Origin of the sequence: Pseudomonas lactucae (assembly GCF_016937615.1) — a bacterium.
GTDB lineage: Bacteria > Pseudomonadota > Gammaproteobacteria > Pseudomonadales > Pseudomonadaceae > Aquipseudomonas > Aquipseudomonas lactucae.
The window spans coordinates 30,676-49,108 of record NZ_JAFHKI010000005.1 but is presented as its reverse complement, the minus strand read 5'-3'; the positions used below and the strand labels follow the sequence as shown (position 1 = coordinate 49,108).

The window sequence follows — 18,433 nt, the reverse complement described above, 5'->3', positions numbered from 1 at the left end:
GACCTGGGCGAGCATCACAAGCTGCACAACGACATCACCTTGTTCAACCCGGCGCCGATTACCTGAGACCGGAGTCGCCTGCAATCGGGGGCAAGCCCCCTCCCACACTCGAGGCGCAGTTTTGATGCTGGAACATCGGTCAAAGGGTTGGAGGGGGCTTCCCCGATTGCGTTTGACCAGACGACGCGGGCTGTATGGCTTATCATTAGCCACCTAACGACGCCCACCAAGGTTCTCCCCGGCATGCTGGCTATCTTCCTCACCACCCTCACCATCACCGCGCCGGTGTTTGCCATGCTGTTTCTCGGTGTGCTGCTCAAGCGCATCAACTGGATCAACGACAACTTCATCCACACGGCTTCGTCCCTGGTGTTCAACGTCACCATGCCGGCGCTGCTGTTCCTGGGCATCCTGCATGCCGACCTGCATTCGGCGCTCAAGCCGGGGTTGCTGATTTATTTTTCAATCGCCACGCTGGTGAGCTTTGCCCTGGCCTGGGGCTGGGCGATCTTTCGTTGCAAGCGTGAAGACCGCGGCATTTACACCCAGGGCGCGTTTCGCGGCAATAACGGGGTGATCGGCCTGGCGCTGGCGGCCAGCATGTACGGCGACTATGGGATCTCGCTGGGCGCGGTCCTCGCGGCGCTGGTGATTTTGTTCTACAACACCCTGTCGACCATTGTGCTGGCGGTGTACAGCCCGGTGATCAAGTCCGACCCCTGGAGCATTTTCAAGAGCGTGGTGGCCAACCCGTTGATCATCAGCGTGATCGTGGCGGCGCCGTTCGCCTATTTTCAGATTGGCCTGCCCGGCTGGCTGGAAAAGTCCTTAGCGTACTTGGCCGATACCACCTTACCACTGGCCTTGATCTGCATCGGCGGTACCTTGTCCCTGGCGGCGCTGCGCAAAAGCGGCAACATGGCCTTGAGCGCGAGCTTGATGAAGATGGTCTGGTTGCCGGTTGCCGCCACCCTGGGCGCCTGGCTGCTGGGCTTTCGCGGGCCGGAACTGGGGATCCTGTTTTTGTACTTTGGCGCGCGACGGCTGCGGCGAGCTTCGTGATGGCCAGGGCTGCCGAGGGTAATCATGAGCTGGCGGCGGCGATAATCGTGATCACCACGCTGATGGCGGCGGTGACCACGAATATCGGTATTTTTGTGTTGCAGGCGGGTGGGTGGATCTGAATGCTGCCTGACAGTTACTGCTGATCGGCCTGATACGCCCCGATCACTTCCTGCGCCGCGCGAAACGCATCAATCGCCGCCGGCACGCCCGCATACACCGCGCAATGCAGCAGCGCTTCGCGAATCTCTTCCACGGTGCAGCCATTGTTCAGTGCGCCGCGCACGTGGCCTTTAAGCTCTTGCGGGCATTTGAGCGCGGTGAGGGCGGCGAGGGTGATCAGGCTGCGGGTCTTGAGCGGCAAACCTTCGCGACTCCACACGCTGCCCCAGGCATGTTCGTTGACGAAATCCTGCAGCGGCTGGGTGAATTCAGTGGCGTTGCCCAGGGCGCGGTCGACGAATACGTCACCCATGACCTGGCGGCGTATTTCAACTCCGGACTTTTTCTGATCGGTCATTGCGATTCCCTCTTGTGTTGGCGGCGCCAGGCGCGCAGTGAGGTGAACACCAGGAACACCACCAGCGCCGGCAGAACGTAATGCAGCATCAATTGTTCCAGCTTGTTGGCCAGGGGCATGCCGGTGGTGAATGACATCACATGCAGCCCATACGCCAGGTACAGCCCCAGCAGCACCAGGCCTTCGGCGCGGGTCACGCGGTAGCCGGTGTAGAACACCGGCAGGCACAACACCACCACGCCGAGCATCACCGGCAGGTCGAAGTCCAGGGCGTTGGGTGATACCGACAACGGCGACGGCGCCAACAGCGCGGTGAGCCCCAGCACGCCGAGCAGATTGAACAAATTGCTGCCGATCACATTGCCCACGGCAATTTCCCGCTGGCCGCGCAACGCGGCAATCAGCGAGGTGGCCAGGCAGGGCAGCGAAGTGCCGACGCCGATCAGCGTCAGGCCGACAATGCGTTCCGACAAGCCCAGGTCGCTCGCCACATCCACCGCCGCGCCCAGCAGCAGGTGCCCGGCCAGCGCCAGGATCAGAAAGCCGCCGAGCATCAGCAGCGCGCTGCTCAGCCAGGGCGCCTGGGCTACGGTGTCTAATGTGCGCGGGCGGCGCGAGTGGCGGGTCTGGTAGTGCAGCACCGCGAGGTAGGCCAGCAAGGCGATCAGCAGGAAAAGCCCGTCGACCGGGGTCAGCTCTTCGTTGGCCGCGAGGGTAAACACCAGCAGGCCGGCAAGGATCATCACCGGGATATCCAGGCGCACCAGTTGCCGTGAGACGCGCAGGGGAATGATCAGCGCCGACAGGCCCAGGGTCACCAGGACATTGAAGATACTGCTACCGATCACACTGCCCACGGCGATATCGGTGTTGCCGGCCAGGGTCGCCTGCAGGCTGACCGTCATCTGTGGCGCGCTGCTGCCGAAGGCCACGATGGTCAGGCCGATGATCAATGGCCGCACCTTGAGGCTCGCCGCCAGGCGCACGGCGGCGCGCACCAGGATCTCGGCACCGATGATCAGCAGCAGCAGGCCACTGACCAGCTCGAGCAGGCTCCAGGGCGAAAGGGCGGTTAATCCGAAAATGGCCAGGCTCCCTCGTTCAGTTGCTCATGGCTTGCACGCGAACCCTGGCGGTGCCGCTGCGCAGCATGCCCAGTTGTTCGGCGGCGCGCCGTGAAAGATCAATCAAGCGCCCACGGGTATGCGGGCCGCGATCATTGATGCGGACCACGACGGATTTGTCGTTGTCGAGATTGGTGACCTTGACCTGGGTGCCGAAGGGCAGCCGCCGGTGGGCAGCGGTCAGGGCGTTTTGGTTGAAAGGTTCACCGCTGGCGGTTTTTTTGCCATGGTGCCGGGAGCCGTAGTAGGAGGCAGTGCCGGTTTCGTCGTAGCCGTTGGGGTCGATGAGGCCGCTGGCGCAACCGGTCAGCAGGGAAAACAGGGCCAGGAGGCCGAGTAGACGCTTCATTATCAAGGTGCACCCATCACAAATGTGGGAGGGGGCAAGTCGAATCGTCGCACCGCCCCTCCCACAGGAGGTCCGAGCCGAGCATGAGAACCCACCCGGCCCCTTCATCGCAATCAGCCTTCGAGCTTGCTTTTGAGCAGTTCGTTCACCTGTTGCGGGTTGGCCTTGCCCTTGGAGGCTTTCATGGCCTGGCCGACAAAGAAGCCGAACATTTTGCCGCGCTTGGCTTCGTCTGCCGCACGGTATTGCTCGACCTGCTCGGCGTTGGCCGCCAGCATTTCATCGAGTACGGCCGAGATGGCGCCGCTGTCGGTGACTTGCTTGAGGCCGCGCTTCTCGATGATTTCGTCGGCAGTGCCTTCGCCAGCAGCCATCGCTTCAAACACGGTCTTGGCGATTTTGCCGGAGATCGTGTTGTCCTTGATGCGCAGCAGCATGCCGCCCAGTTGCTCGGCGGTCACCGGGGCGTCGTCGATTTCCAGGCCCTGTTTGTTCAACAGGCTGCCCAGTTCGACCATTACCCAGTTGGCCGCCAGTTTGGCGTCACCGGCAATGCTCACGACTTGTTCGAAGTAGTTGGCTTGTTCGCGGCTGGAAGCCAAAACGCTGGCATCGTAGACCGACAGGCCGAACTGCGCCTGGAAGCGTTCGCGTTTCTGCTGCGGCAGTTCCGGCAGGGTGGCGCGCACGTCATTGAGGAACGAGTCCTCCAACACCACCGGCAATAGGTCCGGGTCGGGGAAGTAACGGTAGTCGTTGGCTTCCTCTTTGCTGCGCATGGCGCGGGTTTCGTCTTTGTTCGGGTCGTACAGGCGCGTTTGCTGGATCACCTTGCCGCCGTCCTCGATCAGTTCGATCTGGCGACGCACTTCGGTGTTAATCGCCTTCTCGATGAAACGGAACGAGTTGACGTTCTTGATCTCGCAGCGCGTGCCGTACTCGGCCTGGCCTTTGGGTCGCACCGACACGTTGCAGTCACAACGCAGCGAGCCCTCGGCCATGTTGCCGTCGCAGATACCCAGGTAGCGCACCAGCGCGTGGATGGTCTTGACGTAGGCCACGGCTTCCTTGGCGCTGCGCATGTCCGGTTCGGACACGATCTCCAGCAGCGGCGTGCCGGCACGGTTCAGGTCGATACCGGTGGCCCCGGGGAATTCTTCGTGCAGGCTTTTGCCGGCGTCTTCTTCCAGGTGCGCGCGGGTCACGCCGACACGCTTGATGGTGCCGTCTTCCAGCGGAATATCCAGGTGGCCCTTGCCGACGATCGGCAGCTCCATCTGGCTGATCTGGTAGCCCTTGGGCAGGTCCGGGTAGAAGTAGTTCTTGCGCGCAAACACGTTGTGCTGGCCGATCTCGGCGTCAATCGCCAGGCCGAACATCACCGCCATGCGCACCGCTTCCTGGTTCAGCACCGGCAAGACGCCGGGCATGCCCAGGTCTACCAGGCTGGCCTGGGTGTTGGGCTCGGAGCCGAACGTGGTGGCGCTACCGGAGAAAATCTTCGATTGGGTGGCGAGCTGGGTATGAATCTCCAGCCCGATCACAACTTCCCATTGCATAGTGTTCTCCTCAGAAGCCGGTAGGGGTGCGAGTGTGCCAGTCGGTGTTCAACTGGTACTGGTGCGCCACATTGAGCAGGCGGCCTTCCTGGAAATACGGGGCGAGCAATTGCACGCCCACCGGCAGGCCATCGACGAAACCGGCGGGCATGGACAAGCCCGGCAGGCCCGCGAGGTTGGCGGTGATGGTGTAGAGATCTTCCAGGTACTCGGCGATCGGGTCGCCGGTCTTGGCGCCGATCTTCCAGGCCGGGTTCGGCGTGGTCGGGCCGAGGATTACGTCGACTTCTTCAAAGGCGGCCATGAAGTCGTTCTTGATCAGGCGACGGATTTTTTGCGCCTTGAGGTAGTACGCATCGTAGTAGCCGGCCGACAGGGCGTAGGCCCCGACCATGATGCGGCGCTGTACTTCGGCGCCGAAGCCTTCGCCACGGGAGCGTTTGTACAGGTCAGTGAGGTCCTTCGGGTTTTCGCAGCGGTAGCCGAAGCGCACGCCGTCGAAACGCGACAGGTTGGAAGAGGCTTCCGCCGGCGCGATCACGTAGTACGCAGGAATCGCGTGCTGGTTGTTCGGCAGACTGATTTGCTTGATCACGGCGCCGAGCTTTTCCAGCTCTTTGATGCTGTTGTGCACCAACTCGGCGATACGCGGGTCGAGGCCGGCGCTGAAGTATTCCTTCGGCACGCCGATGCGCAGGCCCTTGATCGAGGTATTGAGGCTGGCGCTGTAGTCCGGCACCGGCTCATCGATACTGGTGGAGTCCTGCGTGTCGAAGCCTGCCATGCCTTGTAACAAAATCGCGCAGTCTTCAGCGGTACGGGCCAGCGGGCCGCCCTGATCGAGGCTGGAGGCGTAGGCGATCATGCCCCAACGGGAAACGCGACCGTACGTCGGCTTCAAACCGGTGAGGTTGGTGAACGCAGCGGGTTGGCGAATGGAGCCGCCGGTGTCGGTGGCCGTGGCGGCCGGCAGGAAGCGCGCGGCAACGGCGGCGGCCGAACCGCCGGACGAACCACCAGGCACGTGCTCCAGGTTCCACGGGTTTTTTACCGCGCCGTAGTAGCTCGATTCGTTGGCCGACCCCATGGCGAATTCGTCCATGTTGGTCTTGCCCAGGGTCACTGCGCCGGCGGCGGCCAGCTTGGCGACCACGGTGGCGTCGTAGGGTGCCTTGAAGTTGTCGAGCATCTTCGAGCCGCAACTGGTGCGAATGCCCTGGGTGCAGAACAGGTCTTTGTGGGCGATCGGGGCGCCCAGCAGTGCGCCATTTTCACCGTTGGCGCGACGTGCGTCGGCGGCCTTGGCCTGGCTCAGGGCCAGTTCTTCGGTGAGGCTGATGAAGCAGTTGACCTTGGGGCCCAGCTCGGCGATACGCGCCAGCAGGGTCGTGGTCAGCTCTTCGGAAGAAAACTTTTTGTCGGCGAGACCGCGGGCGATCTCGGCCAGAGTCATGTGATGCATGAAAGGCTCTTTCCCTTTAGTCGATGACTTTCGGAACCAGGTACAGGCCGTTTTCGACCGCTGGCGCGATGGATTGGTAGGCCTCGCGATTATTGCGTTCGGTCACGACGTCCGCGCGCAGGCGCTGGCTGGCTTCCAGCGGATGAGCCAGGGGCTCGATACCGTCGGTATTCACCGCCTGCATTTGGTCAACCAGCCCGAGAATGCTGTTCAGGGCTGCGGTGGTCTGTGGAAGATCGGCTTCATTCAGGCCAAGCGAGGCCAGATGAGCGATTTTTTCCACGTCGGAGCGTTCAAGCGCCATGGGAATCTCCAGTGGAAAACAGAACGGAAGCTGTCCGTGTGTTAGATTGTCGGAACACTACCGCATTTCTACGGTCTTACGGCCGCGATTGTGGGGTTAGGTGCACAGAAAGTCGGCCAATTTAGCACATTGGCGCCTTGCCCAAAATCCCTGTCGTTGTTAGAGTTTGCCGCACTTTTTTACCCACGCGTTGCCTAGGGTCCCTTTCCCATGTTCAAGAAACTGCGTGGCATGTTTTCCAGCGATCTTTCCATTGACCTGGGCACTGCCAACACCCTTATTTACGTGCGCGAGCGCGGTATCGTTCTGAATGAGCCATCGGTTGTGGCCATTCGGACCCATGGTAATCAGAAAAGTGTCGTTGCCGTCGGCACCGAGGCCAAGCGCATGCTCGGCCGAACACCCGGCAATATCGCCGCCATTCGTCCGATGAAGGATGGCGTGATCGCCGACTTCAGTGTCTGCGAGAAGATGCTGCAGTACTTCATCAACAAGGTTCACGAAAACAGTTTCCTGCAGCCCAGCCCTCGTGTGCTGATCTGCGTTCCGTGCAAGTCCACCCAGGTGGAGCGACGTGCGATCCGTGAATCGGCCCTCGGTGCCGGTGCCCGCGAAGTGTTCCTGATCGAAGAGCCAATGGCCGCTGCGATCGGTGCCGGCCTGCCGGTTGAAGAAGCGCGCGGTTCGATGGTGGTGGATATCGGTGGTGGTACCACTGAAATCGCCCTGATTTCCCTGAATGGTGTGGTGTATGCCGAATCCGTGCGCGTTGGCGGTGACCGCTTCGACGAAGCGATCATCACGTATGTGCGTCGTAACTACGGCAGCCTGATCGGCGAATCCACTGCCGAGCGCATCAAGCAGGAAATCGGCACCGCTTACCCGGGCGGCGAAGTTCGCGAAGTTGATGTTCGCGGTCGCAACCTGGCCGAAGGCGTTCCGCGTGCCTTCACCCTGAACTCCAATGAAGTGCTGGAAGCTCTGCAAGAGTCCCTGGCCACCATCGTTCAGGCTGTGAAGAGCGCCCTGGAGCAATCGCCGCCGGAACTGGCTTCCGATATCGCCGAGCGCGGCCTGGTGTTGACCGGTGGTGGTGCCTTGCTGCGCGACCTCGACAAGTTGCTGGCCCAGGAAACCGGTCTGCCGGTGATCGTCGCCGAAGACCCGCTGACCTGCGTTGCCCGTGGCGGTGGTCGTGCACTGGAAATGATGGATAAGCACACCATGGACCTGCTCTCCAGCGAATAAGATCGTTGGTGGCGCCATGTTTCGCCCGCAGGCAGCACTTTGCAGTGCTGCTGCGGGCGTTTATCGTCTTCAATCTGCATCCAGGCCGGTTAGATGCCGTATGAATAAAGAGAATATTTGCCTGGGAGGAGCGGCTTATTAAACCGCTTTTCGCCAAAGGCCCCTCATTGGGCGTGCGCTTATTGGTGCTGGTCGTGCTTTCGGTCGCGCTGATGGTGGTCGATGCCCGCTTCGCACTGCTCAAGCCCGTGCGCAGCCAGATGTCGCTGGTGTTGATGCAGACCTACTGGATCACCGACCTGCCGCAACGTCTCTACCAGGGCGTGGCCAGCCAATTCGGCAGCCGCACCGAGCTCGTCGCCGAAAATGAAAAACTCAAGACCGAAAACCTGCTGCTGCAGGGGCGCATGCAAAAGCTTGCGGCCCTGACAGAGCAGAACGTTCGGCTGCGCGAGTTGCTCAATTCTTCCGCGCTGGTCAACGAGAAGGTCGAAGTGGCCGAGTTGATCGGCATGGACCCCAACCCCTTTACCCATCGCATCATCATCAACAAGGGTGAACGCGACGGGGTGGTCCTCGGCCAGCCGGTACTCGATGCTCGTGGCTTGATGGGCCAGGTGGTGGAGCTGATGCCCTACACCTCGCGGGTCCTTCTGCTGACGGACACGACCCACAGCATCCCGGTGCAGGTCAACCGTAACGGTTTGCGCGCAATCGCCAGCGGTACCGGCAACCCGGAGCGCCTGGAGTTGCGGCACGTGGCCGACACCGCCGACATCAAGGAAGGCGACCTGTTGGTCAGTTCCGGCCTGGGCCAGCGCTTTCCGGCGGGATACCCGGTGGCGACCGTCAAGGAAGTGATCCACGATTCCGGCCAGCCATTTGCCATTGTGCGCGCCGTGCCGACCGCAGCGCTGAACCGCAGCCGTTACCTGCTGCTGGTATTCAGTGACAACCGTACCCCGGAAGAGCGCGCCAACGATGCCGCCCAGGCCCAGGAAGCGGAAGACCGGAAGAACGGCACCGCACCGATCATTCCGGCAACGGTGCCCAAGCCTGCCTCGGCGACGCCTGCAGGGCCTGCGGCAACGGCGCCCGCAACGGCGCCGGTGGCCACGCCCGTCAAGCCTGTCAAACCTGCTGCCCACAGTACACCCGTGGTGAAACCGGCAGCGGCCAAACCGCCGACCACCACGACGCCAGCCGTCAAGCCAGCGACCGCCGCCCCGACGACCACACGGCAGAGGGAGGAATAATGGCCGGTACACATTCACGCAATGGTTGGATCGTCTGGCTGACATTCGCCATCGGCTTGCTGCTCAGCGTTTCGCCGCTGCCGCAGTTCATGGAAATCCTGCGCCCGCTCTGGTTGGCATTGCTGCTGGCTTTTTGGTCACTGAACCTGCCGCACAAAGTTGGCATGGTCACGGCCATGTTCCTGGGCTTGGCGGAAGATGTGCTGTATGGCACTTTGCTTGGCCAGAACGCGTTGATCCTCACGCTGATCACTTTTCTTGTGCTGTCGTTGCAGCAGCGTCTGCGGATGTTCCCGATGTGGCAGCAATGCCTGGTGATCCTGGTGATCTTCGGCCTGGCGCAGCTTGTTCAATTATGGCTCAGCGCCTTGACCGGCAACCGCCAGCCAACCCTGGCGCTGGTGTTGCCGGCACTGGTCAGCGCGCTGCTGTGGCCGTGGATCAGTTTTGGTCTGCGTGGGCTGCGTCGTCGCTATAAAATCAATTGAATGGATTGCGAGGCTCTGCCTGGTTATCGAACTCTACAGGGAGAGTCTGCAATGAATTCGCTTTATCTGGCCTCGGGTTCTCCGAGGCGTCGTGAGCTGCTGACCCAGATCGGTGTGCCCTTCACCGTGGTCGGCGCCGCTATCGATGAAACACCTCTTACTGATGAACCGGCTGTGGCCTACGTCGAGCGTCTTGCACGCGGCAAGGCGACGGCCGGTTTTGCTGCGCTTAGGCACACGCCTGGCGCATGCGTGATGGGTGCGGACACCGCCGTGATCGTCGACGACCAGATCCTCGGCAAACCGGTCGACCAGGCCGATGCGCTGGCGATGTTGATGGCCTTGGCGGGGCGCGAGCATGAAGTCCTCACCGCTATCGCCGTCACTGACGGTCAACGTTGCGAAACCGTATGTGTAAGCAGTCGTGTACTTTTTCGTGGGATTTCTATCGAAGAGGCAACCACCTACTGGCACAGTGGCGAACCCCGGGACAAGGCGGGGGGCTATGCTATCCAGGGGCTTGGGTCGGTGTTTGTCGCCGGGCTCAATGGCAGTTATTCCGCCGTGGTAGGCCTGCCGGTGTGCGAAACCGCACAACTGCTCGACCGATTCGGCATACCCTGTTGGCAACACCTTACCGCGCGCTGAACGCGTTACTCCAGCGCCCAGCCTAAGCGACCGGTCACTATTGTGAAAACGCCTGAACGAGACCCAGCCATGAGTGAAGAGATTCTGATCAATATCACGCCGATGGAATCGCGCGTGGCGGTGGTAGAGAACGGTGTTCTGCAAGAAGTGCATGTCGAGCGCACCCAGAAGCGCGGGATCGTTGGCAATATCTACAAAGGCAAGGTGGTGCGCGTGTTACCGGGGATGCAGGCGGCCTTCGTCGACATCGGCCTGGACCGCGCCGCCTTCATCCATGCTTCGGAAATTTCCCTGCGTGAGGGCCCTGCGGTGGAAAGCATCAGTGCCCTGGTGCACGAGGGGCAGAGCCTGGTGGTGCAAGTCACCAAGGACCCCATCGGTTCCAAGGGCGCACGCCTGACCACGCAACTGTCGATCCCTTCGCGCTACCTGGTGTACATGCCGCGTACGGCACATGTCGGCATTTCCCTGAAAATCGAAGATGAAGGCGAGCGTGAGCGCCTGAAAAAGGTGGTCAGCGATTGCGTGGCCGCCGAAGGTATCAAGGAGGCGGGCGGTTTTATCCTGCGCACCGCCGCTGAAGGTGCCGGTGCCGATGAGATCCTGATGGACATCCGCTATCTGCGGCGTCTGTGGGACCAGATCGGCGCCCAGATCAAGACCATTGGTGCGCCAAGTGTCATCTATGAAGACCTGGGCCTGGCCCTGCGCACATTGCGTGATCTGGTCAGCCCCAAAATCGAGAAAATTCGCATCGACTCGCGGGAAACCTTCCAGCGCACCACGCAATTTGTTGCCGAGCTGATGCCGGAAATTGCCGACCGCCTGGAACACTACCCTGGCGAGCGGCCGATCTTCGACCTGTACGGCGTCGAAGACGAAATCCAGAAGGCCCTGGAGCGCAAGGTGCCGCTCAAGTCCGGTGGCTATCTGGTGGTGGACCCGGCGGAAGCCATGACCACCATCGATGTCAACACCGGCGCGTTTGTAGGCCATCGCAACCTCGAAGAGACCATCTTCAAGACCAACCTCGAAGCGGCTACCGCGATTGCGCGCCAACTGCGCCTGCGTAACCTGGGCGGGATCATCATCATCGACTTCATCGACATGGAAGACGAAGAGCACCAGCGCCAGGTGCTGCGCACGCTCGAGAAGCAACTGGAACGCGATCACGCCAAGACCAACATCATCGGCATTACCGAGCTGGGATTGGTGCAGATGACCCGCAAACGCACACGCGAGAGCCTTGAACAGGTGTTGTGCGAGCCGTGCAGCAGTTGCCAGGGGCGCGGTAAGTTGAAGACGCCGGAAACGGTTTGCTACGAGATTTTCCGGGAAATCCTACGAGAGGCACGTGCCTACCAGGCCGAAGGTTATAGAGTGCTTGCCAACCAGAAAGTGGTCGACCGCCTGCTGGATGAAGAGTCCGGTAATGTTGCCGAGCTGGAGGGATTTATCGGGCGCACCATTCGCTTTCAGGTAGAAACCATGTATTCCCAGGAACAATACGACGTGGTGCTGCTCTGATCCGCATTCGCTTGCCTTTTTTGATGCCGGCAGACCTTGTTCTGTCGCCTGCCTACTGCCTTGAGGGTCGCCTGACATGGAGCGTCTGACACGCTTTTTTGCCGCTTTGACCCGTTGGGGCCTGGGCTTGTGCGCGTTGCTGCTGGTATTGGCGGCGGTGTACGTGAGCCTGGGACGTGAGTTGACACCGCTCGTTGCCGAATACCGTGCTCAAGTCGAAGCCAGGGCCCAGGGCGCGGTCGGCATGCCGATGCACATTGGCAGTCTTGAGGGGCGCTGGAGCGGTTTCGCGCCGGTGCTGCTGGCCCGTGATGTGATGGTGGGCGAGGGCAACAATGCCTTGCGCCTGGATCAGGTGGAAGTGGTGCCGGATATCTGGGCCAGCCTGATGGCGCGCGAAGTGCGCCTGGCTCACCTGCAACTCAGTGGGCTGCAACTGAGCGCCAAGGAAGACAACGACGGCCATTGGGCACTGCAAGGCCTGCCGATGCAGGACGACCAGCCGCTGGACCCGGAGCAACTGCTCACGCGCATGCAGATGGTCAAGCGTGTGTCGCTGCTCGACAGCCAGGTCACCCTGCAACCGCTTGACCAGGCTCCGCTGACCCTGACCTATGTAGGCCTCAGTCTGCATACCGGCGTCTCCCGCCAACGCCTCGACGCGCGCCTGACCCTTCCCGACGGCCAGCCCCTGGCGGTGAGCCTGCGCAGCCGCATCCGTGCCAGCCAATGGAAAGACGCGCAAGTCCAGGCCTACCTCAGCCTGCCGCAGAGCGACTGGGCCAAGTGGATTCCAGCCAAACTGACCCAGCAGTGGAAACTCACGCAGTTCAAGGCCGGTGGGGAGTTCTGGCTGAATTGGGGCAATGGCACGGTGCAAAGTGCGGTGGTGCGCCTCAACTCGCCGCAGGTCAAGGGCAGTTACGCCGAGCGTAAACCGGTGCACATCGAAAACCTCGCCCTTACCGCCTACCTGCAACGCAGTGATAATGGCCTGAAGGTGCTGTTTGATTCGTTGGCGATGAACCTGGGCGACACCCGCTGGGAATCGCGCCTGCAATTGCAGCAAAGCCTGGCGACCGACAAGGACCAGGAGGTATGGAAACTGCAGGCCGACCGCCTCGACCTGACGCCGATCACGCCGCTGCTCAACGCCCTGGCGCCGTTGCCTGAAGGCGTCGCCAAAACCGTTGAACACCTCAAGGCCACGGGCGTGCTGCGTAATGTGCTGGTGGACTTCCGGCCCCAGGACACTACCGATCAAAAAGTCAGTTTTGCCGCCAACCTGGAGCGGGTGGGCTTTGATGCCTACTTTGGCGCGCCTGCCGCGCGCAACGTGTCCGGGAGCATCAGCGGTGATCTGGGCCATGGCGAATTGCGCATGGACAGCAAGGACTTCTCCCTGCACCTCGACCCGATCTTCGCCAAGCCCTGGCAATACCTCCAGGCCAACGCACGGCTGACCTGGAAGCTCGATGCACAAGGCTTCACCCTGATCGCGCCGTATATCAAGGTGCTGGGGGAAGAGGGCAAGATCGCCGCCGACTTCCTCATTCGCCTGAATTTCGACAGCAACCAGGAAGACTACATGGACCTGCGGGTCGGCATGGTCGATGGCGATGGGCGCTTTACCCCCAAATACCTGCCCGCCGTGCTGAGCCCGGCGCTGGATGAGTGGCTGCGCACGGCGGTTCTCAAGGGCGCGGTGGATCAGGGTTTCTTCCAGTACCAAGGTTCGCTGAGCCACGGTGCGTTGCCAGCCTCGCGCAATATCAGCCTGTTCTTCAAGGTGCATGACGCCGAGCTGGCGTTCCAGCCGGGCTGGCCTCATGTGAGCAAGGTCGATGGCGAAGTGTTTGTCGAGGAGAGCGGTGTGCGCATCCTGGCGAGCAAAGGCCAACTGCTCGACACACAAGTCAACGACATCTACGTCAATATTCCCCATGCGCTGCCCGGCAAGGACAGTCATTTGCTGCTGACCGGCGCCTTTGCCGGTGGCCTGGGCGATGGCCTGAAAATCCTGCAGGAGGCGCCGATCGGCACCGCTTCGACCTTCGCCGGCTGGAAGGGCGAAGGCGATCTGCAAGGCAAGCTGGACCTGGATATTCCCCTGGTCAAAGGCACCGAGCCCAAGATCGTGGTGGACTTCCAGACCGACAAGGCGCGCTTGCAACTGGCCGACCCGACCCTGGACGTGACGCAGCTCAAGGGCGATTTTCGCTTCGACAGCACCAAGGGCTTGAGTGGCGAGAAAATCACGGCCCAAGCGTTCGACCGGCCGATCACTGCGCAGATCTTCGCCAATGGCAAGCCGGGCGATCTCAGCACGCGGGTTGCGGTGAAGGGGCAGGTGACGGTCAAGCGGCTCACCGACTGGCTGAAGATCACTCAGCCCCTGCCGGTGTCCGGCGATATTCCCTATCAGTTACAGCTCGACCTGGACGGTGCCGACAGCCAACTGATGGTCAGCTCCAACCTCAAGGGCGTTGCGGTGGATTTGCCGGCACCGTTCGGCATGCCGGCCAGCCAGGGGCGTGACAGTGCGTTCCGTATGACCTTGCAGGGCGCCGAGCGCCGGTATTGGTTCGATTACGGTGAGCTGGCGAACTTCACCTTTGCTGCGCCCGCGAACTCATTCAATGAGGGCCGTGGCGAGTTGTTCCTCGGTGACGGCGACGCGGTGCTACCGGGCGCAAAGGGCTTGCGTATCCGCGGTGTGCTTTCGGAGCTGGATATCGATCCGTGGCGCAAGCTGGTCAACCAATACGCCGGTAATGACCCCGGTGGCAGCGCCAAGCAATTGCTCAGTGGTGCCGACTTCAAGATCGGCAAACTCACTGGTCTGGGTACTCAGTTCGATCAGGTCAACCTGCAGTTGAACCGCAAATCCGTCGCCTGGGGCTTGCAGCTCGACAGCCGGCAGGCCAAGGGCAGCGTCAGCCTGCCGGACGCCAAGGGCGCGCCGATTGCGGTCAACCTGCAGTACGTGAAACTGCCGGCCGTGGACCCGACGATACAGGCTGATGAAAATGCACCGGACCCGCTGGCCAGCATAGACCCCAAGGATATTCCGGCGCTGGATATCGCCATCGATCAGCTGTTCCAGGGGCCGGACCTGGTGGGGGCGTGGTCATTGAAGATTCGTCCAACCGCCAAGGGACTGGCCTTCAATGATCTGGACCTGGGCCTCAAGGGCATGTTGCTCAAAGGAGCAGGGGGGTGGGAAGGTTCGCCGGGCGACAGCAGCAGTTGGTACAAGGGGCGTCTGGACGGCAAGAATATTGGCGATGTACTCAAGGGCTGGGGCTTTGCGCCCACGGTGACCAGTGAGGATTTCCACCTGGATGTGGATGGGCGTTGGCCAGGTTCGCCGGCCTGGGTTGGGCCAAAGCGCTTCTCCGGCAGCCTGGATGCAACCTTTCGCAAGGGCCAGTTCGTTGAAGTGGAAGGCGGCGCGCAGGCGTTGCGGGTATTCGGCCTGCTCAACTTCAACTCCATCGGGCGCAGACTGCGCCTGGACTTTTCGGACTTGCTTGGCAAAGGCTTGAGCTATGACCGGGTCAAAGGCTTGTTGGCCGCGAGCAATGGCGTGTTCGTGACCCGTGAGCCGATCACGCTGACCGGTCCGTCGAGCAATCTGGAACTCAACGGCACCCTGGATCTGGTGGCTGACCGCGTCGATGCCAAGCTGCTGGTGACGTTGCCGGTGACCAACAACCTGCCAATCGCGGCGTTGATCGTCGGCGCGCCGGCCATTGGCGGCGCGTTGTTCCTGATCGACAAGCTGATCGGTGATCGGGTGTCGCGCTTTGCCAGCGTGCAATACAAAGTGGAGGGGCCGTGGAAGGACCCGAAAATCACCTTCGACAAGCCATTTGAAAAACCAAACTGAGAGCCTGTGGAGTAGCATGGCCGCATGCCCATTACGGAGTGTCGGCCCATGTCCTTTGCGGTAATTCAAATGGTCAGCCAGAGCGATGTGCTGGCCAACCTGGCCCAGGCCCGGCGCTTGCTGGAACAAGCGGCGGCGGGCGGTGCGAAGCTTGCGGTGCTGCCGGAAAACTTCGCCGCCATGGGCCGCCGCGACATCGCGGATATCGGCCGTGCCGAAGCGCTGGGCGAAGGTCCGATTCTGCCGTGGTTGAAACAGACCGCCCGCGACCTCACCTTATGGATAGTGGCTGGCACTTTGCCGTTGCCGCCCAGGGATCAACCGAACGCCAAGGCCAATGCCTGCTCGCTGCTGATTGATGATCGCGGTGAAATCGTCGCCCGTTACGACAAACTGCATTTGTTCGATGTGGATGTGGCGGACGCTCGAGGTCGCTATCGCGAGTCTGATGACTATGCTTTCGGAAGCAATGTGGTGGTGGCCGATACGCCGGTCGGCCGTTTGGGCCTGACGGTGTGTTATGACCTGCGCTTCCCCGAGTTGTACAGCGAGTTGCGTGCGGCAGGCGCTGAACTGATTAGCGCACCTTCAGCGTTTACCGCCGTGACCGGGGCCGCACATTGGGATGTACTGATTCGCGCGCGGGCCATCGAAACCCAGTGCTATCTGCTGGCGGCGGCCCAAGGCGGTGTGCATCCGGGGCCACGGGAAACCCATGGGCACGCGGCAATTATCGACCCGTGGGGACGTGTGCTGGCCCAACGGGATCAAGGCGAGGCGGTGTTGCTGGCCGACCGCGATAGTACTGAACAGGCGTCGATACGGGCGCGCATGCCGGTGGTCAACCATCGGCGCTTTTTCTCGCAGGGCGCACAGCGGCCTGCTTCGGAACGATGAATTTAAGGCCAAACCTATGAGCGAGTTGTTGTCCTCAGTCAGTGAACATCTCCTGGCACCCGGTGGCGTGACCATCGAAAGCTTGCAAACCGTGCTGGGCGATATCGCCGGGCCAGGCATCGACGCCGCCGACCTGTATTTCCAAGGGCAGATATCCGAGTCCTGGGCGCTGGAAGATGGCATCGTCAAGGAAGGCAGTTTCAATCTTGACCAGGGCGTCGGCGTGCGTGCGCAATCCGGGGAAAAAACCGGTTTTGCCTACAGCAACGCTATCACCCTGGAAGCCTTGGGATTGGCCGCCCGCGCGGCGCGGTCGATCTCCCGTGCCGGCCAAAATGGCACGGTGCAGGCGTTCAGTACCCAGGACGTGGCCCAGTTGTACGCACCGGATAACCCCCTGGAAGTGATCAGTCGTGCGGAAAAGGTTGAGCTGCTCAAGCGCGTCGATGCGGCCACCCGCGCCCTCGACCCGCGTATCCAGCAGGTCACCGTGAGCATGGCGGGGGTGTGGGAGCGCATCCTGGTGGCGTCCACTGATGGTGGGTTGGCTGCGGATGTGCGGCCGTTGGTGCGCTTCAATGTCAGTGTGATCGTCGAGCAGAACGGCCGCCGCGAGCGTGGCGGCCATGGCGGCGGCGGGCGTACCGACTACCGTTATTTCCTCGCCGAGGACCGTGCCATGGGCTATGCCCGTGAGGCGCTGCGCCAGGCGCTGGTGAACCTGGAGGCCATTCCGGCGCCGGCGGGTACCTTGCCGGTGGTGTTGGGGTCGGGCTGGTCCGGTGTGTTGCTGCACGAAGCGGTGGGCCATGGCTTGGAAGGCGACTTCAACCGCAAGGGCAGCTCCGCCTACAGCGGGCGTATGGGTGAGATGGTTGCTTCCAAGCTGTGCACCATCGTCGATGATGGCACGCTGGCCGGGCGTCGCGGCTCGTTAAGCGTCGATGACGAAGGCACGCCGACCGAGTGCACCACGTTGATCGAAAACGGTGTGCTCAAGGGCTACATGCAAGACAAGCTCAACGCCCGCTTGATGGGCGTGGCGCGCACCGGCAATGGCCGTCGCGAGTCCTATGCGCACTTGCCGATGCCGCGCATGACCAATACCTACATGCTCGGCGGCGAAAGCGACCCGGCGGAAATCATCGCCTCGGTGAAGCGCGGGATCTACTGCGCCAACCTCGGCGGTGGCCAGGTGGATATCACCAGCGGCAAGTTCGTGTTCTCCACCAGCGAGGCGTACCTGATCGAAGACGGCAAGATTACCGCGCCGGTCAAAGGGGCGACGTTGATTGGCAACGGCCCGGAAGCCATGAGCAAGGTGTCGATGGTCGGTAATGACCTGTCGCTGGACAGTGGTGTGGGCACTTGCGGGAAGGATGGGCAGTCGGTGCCGGTGGGTGTCGGCCAGCCAACGCTGAAGATTGATGCGATCACCGTGGGTGGCACGGGGTCGTAAGGGGTGGAGCTTCGGGTGGCAAGGATCGCCACCCGGGGAAGGGCATCAACGCAGGCCGCGTTGAGTCTCGTCCAGCTCACGGATGTACTTGAAGATTTTACGGCTGGTGGCCGGCGCCTTGTTATGCGCCTGCTCGTGCTGGGCTTGACGGATCAGGGAGCGCAATTGCTGGCGGTCCGCGTCCGGGTAGTCCAAGACGAATTTCTCCAGCACCGCGTCATCGCCCTCGATCAGGCGGTCACGCCAACGCTCCAGGTTGTGGAAGCGTTCGTTGTACTGGCGAGTGGAGGCATCGGTTTGGTCGAGCAGGGTCAGAATGGCGTCAATGTCCTGATCGCGCATCAGCTTGCCGATAAACATGATGTGCCGTTTGCGCGCGATATTCGCGGTGTGCTTCGGTGCATCCGCAAGCGCCCGGCGCATTTCGTCGGTCAGTGGCAATTTTGCAATCAAGTCTTTCTTGAGCGTTGTAAGACGCTCGCCGAGGTCAACCAGAGCATGCAGCTCGCGTTTGACCTGGGTTTTGCTTTTCTCCCCATCGAGGGAGTCGTCGTAAGAATCAACCATGGTGGCAGTCCGCAAAGAAACGCCGCCATGATAACCAGTCGGGGGCCGCTTGTCCGGCCCGGTCGCTCGAT

At 61.6% G+C, this 18,433-nt stretch carries 15 protein-coding genes and 1 pseudogene; 9 read left to right on the top strand and 7 right to left on the bottom strand.

All coding sequences use genetic code 11. The annotated features are described in order from the left end of the window. Window positions 1-243 precede the first annotated feature (243 nt). Window positions 244-1,184, top strand: a pseudogene (locus JWR98_RS01130) (AEC family transporter). A 14-nt stretch (window positions 1,185-1,198) separates the two neighbouring features. Here JWR98_RS01130 and JWR98_RS01125 read toward each other — a convergent pair. From JWR98_RS01125 to gatC, 6 genes are all read right to left on the bottom strand, one after another. Beyond that, window positions 1,199-1,582, bottom strand: coding sequence for a carboxymuconolactone decarboxylase family protein (locus tag JWR98_RS01125; RefSeq protein ID WP_205489147.1), 384 nt, complete (start codon window positions 1,580-1,582; stop codon window positions 1,199-1,201). Continuing rightward, on the bottom strand, window positions 1,579-2,625 hold the full coding sequence (locus tag JWR98_RS01120) for a calcium/sodium antiporter (RefSeq protein ID WP_205489149.1): 1,047 nt from the start codon (window positions 2,623-2,625) through the stop codon (window positions 1,579-1,581). The genes JWR98_RS01125 and JWR98_RS01120 overlap by 4 nt, the downstream gene beginning before the upstream one ends. A 58-nt stretch (window positions 2,626-2,683) precedes the next feature. Then, window positions 2,684-3,055: a septal ring lytic transglycosylase RlpA family protein gene (locus JWR98_RS01115; RefSeq protein ID WP_205489146.1), complete on the bottom strand. Its 372-nt coding sequence runs from the start codon at window positions 3,053-3,055 to the stop codon at window positions 2,684-2,686. Between the two features lie 113 nt (window positions 3,056-3,168). Next, a complete protein-coding gene (gene gatB / locus JWR98_RS01110) occupies window positions 3,169-4,614 on the bottom strand; it encodes an Asp-tRNA(Asn)/Glu-tRNA(Gln) amidotransferase subunit GatB (protein ID WP_078731567.1) in 1,446 nt (481 codons plus the stop codon). A gap of 10 nt (window positions 4,615-4,624) precedes the next feature. Beyond that, on the bottom strand, window positions 4,625-6,076 hold the full coding sequence (gatA, locus tag JWR98_RS01105; protein WP_078731568.1) for an Asp-tRNA(Asn)/Glu-tRNA(Gln) amidotransferase subunit GatA: 1,452 nt from the start codon (window positions 6,074-6,076) through the stop codon (window positions 4,625-4,627). Window positions 6,077-6,092: 16 nt separating this feature from the next. Continuing rightward, the gene (gene gatC, locus JWR98_RS01100) at window positions 6,093-6,380 is read right to left on the bottom strand and encodes an Asp-tRNA(Asn)/Glu-tRNA(Gln) amidotransferase subunit GatC (RefSeq protein WP_003171764.1); all 288 of its coding nucleotides are present in this window, start codon (window positions 6,378-6,380) and stop codon (window positions 6,093-6,095) included. Between the two features lie 210 nt (window positions 6,381-6,590). Here gatC and mreB point away from each other — a divergent pair, with 210 nt between their 5' ends. The 8 genes from mreB (at window position 6,591) to tldD (ending at window position 17,795) form a co-directional block, all read left to right on the top strand. Then, a complete protein-coding gene (gene mreB, locus JWR98_RS01095) occupies window positions 6,591-7,628 on the top strand; it encodes a rod shape-determining protein MreB (RefSeq protein WP_002555108.1) in 1,038 nt (345 codons plus the stop codon). Window positions 7,629-7,765: 137 nt separating this feature from the next. After that, window positions 7,766-8,884, top strand: a complete 1,119-nt coding sequence (mreC, locus tag JWR98_RS01090; RefSeq protein WP_205489148.1) for a rod shape-determining protein MreC — start codon at window positions 7,766-7,768, stop codon at window positions 8,882-8,884. After that, complete coding sequence (mreD, locus tag JWR98_RS01085; RefSeq protein WP_003171788.1) at window positions 8,884-9,372, top strand: rod shape-determining protein MreD; 489 nt, start codon at window positions 8,884-8,886, stop codon at window positions 9,370-9,372. The genes mreC and mreD overlap by 1 nt, the downstream gene beginning before the upstream one ends. Before the next feature lie 51 nt (window positions 9,373-9,423). Beyond that, on the top strand, window positions 9,424-10,020 hold the full coding sequence (locus tag JWR98_RS01080; RefSeq protein ID WP_205489145.1) for a Maf family protein: 597 nt from the start codon (window positions 9,424-9,426) through the stop codon (window positions 10,018-10,020). Window positions 10,021-10,089: 69 nt separating this feature from the next. Continuing rightward, a complete protein-coding gene (rng, locus tag JWR98_RS01075) occupies window positions 10,090-11,547 on the top strand; it encodes a ribonuclease G (RefSeq protein ID WP_003171790.1) in 1,458 nt (485 codons plus the stop codon). A 76-nt stretch (window positions 11,548-11,623) separates the two neighbouring features. Beyond that, on the top strand, window positions 11,624-15,439 hold the full coding sequence (locus JWR98_RS01070) for a YhdP family protein (protein WP_205489144.1): 3,816 nt from the start codon (window positions 11,624-11,626) through the stop codon (window positions 15,437-15,439). 48 nt (window positions 15,440-15,487) lie between these two features. Beyond that, the gene (locus JWR98_RS01065) at window positions 15,488-16,336 is read left to right on the top strand and encodes a carbon-nitrogen hydrolase family protein (protein WP_078731572.1); all 849 of its coding nucleotides are present in this window, start codon (window positions 15,488-15,490) and stop codon (window positions 16,334-16,336) included. A 16-nt stretch (window positions 16,337-16,352) separates the two neighbouring features. Next, window positions 16,353-17,795, top strand: a complete 1,443-nt coding sequence (tldD, locus tag JWR98_RS01060; protein ID WP_078731573.1) for a metalloprotease TldD — start codon at window positions 16,353-16,355, stop codon at window positions 17,793-17,795. Window positions 17,796-17,840: 45 nt separating this feature from the next. Here tldD and yjgA read toward each other — a convergent pair whose 3' ends face one another. Further along, window positions 17,841-18,362, bottom strand: coding sequence for a ribosome biogenesis factor YjgA (gene yjgA / locus JWR98_RS01055; RefSeq protein WP_042944182.1), 522 nt, complete (start codon window positions 18,360-18,362; stop codon window positions 17,841-17,843). Window positions 18,363-18,433 lie beyond the last annotated feature (71 nt).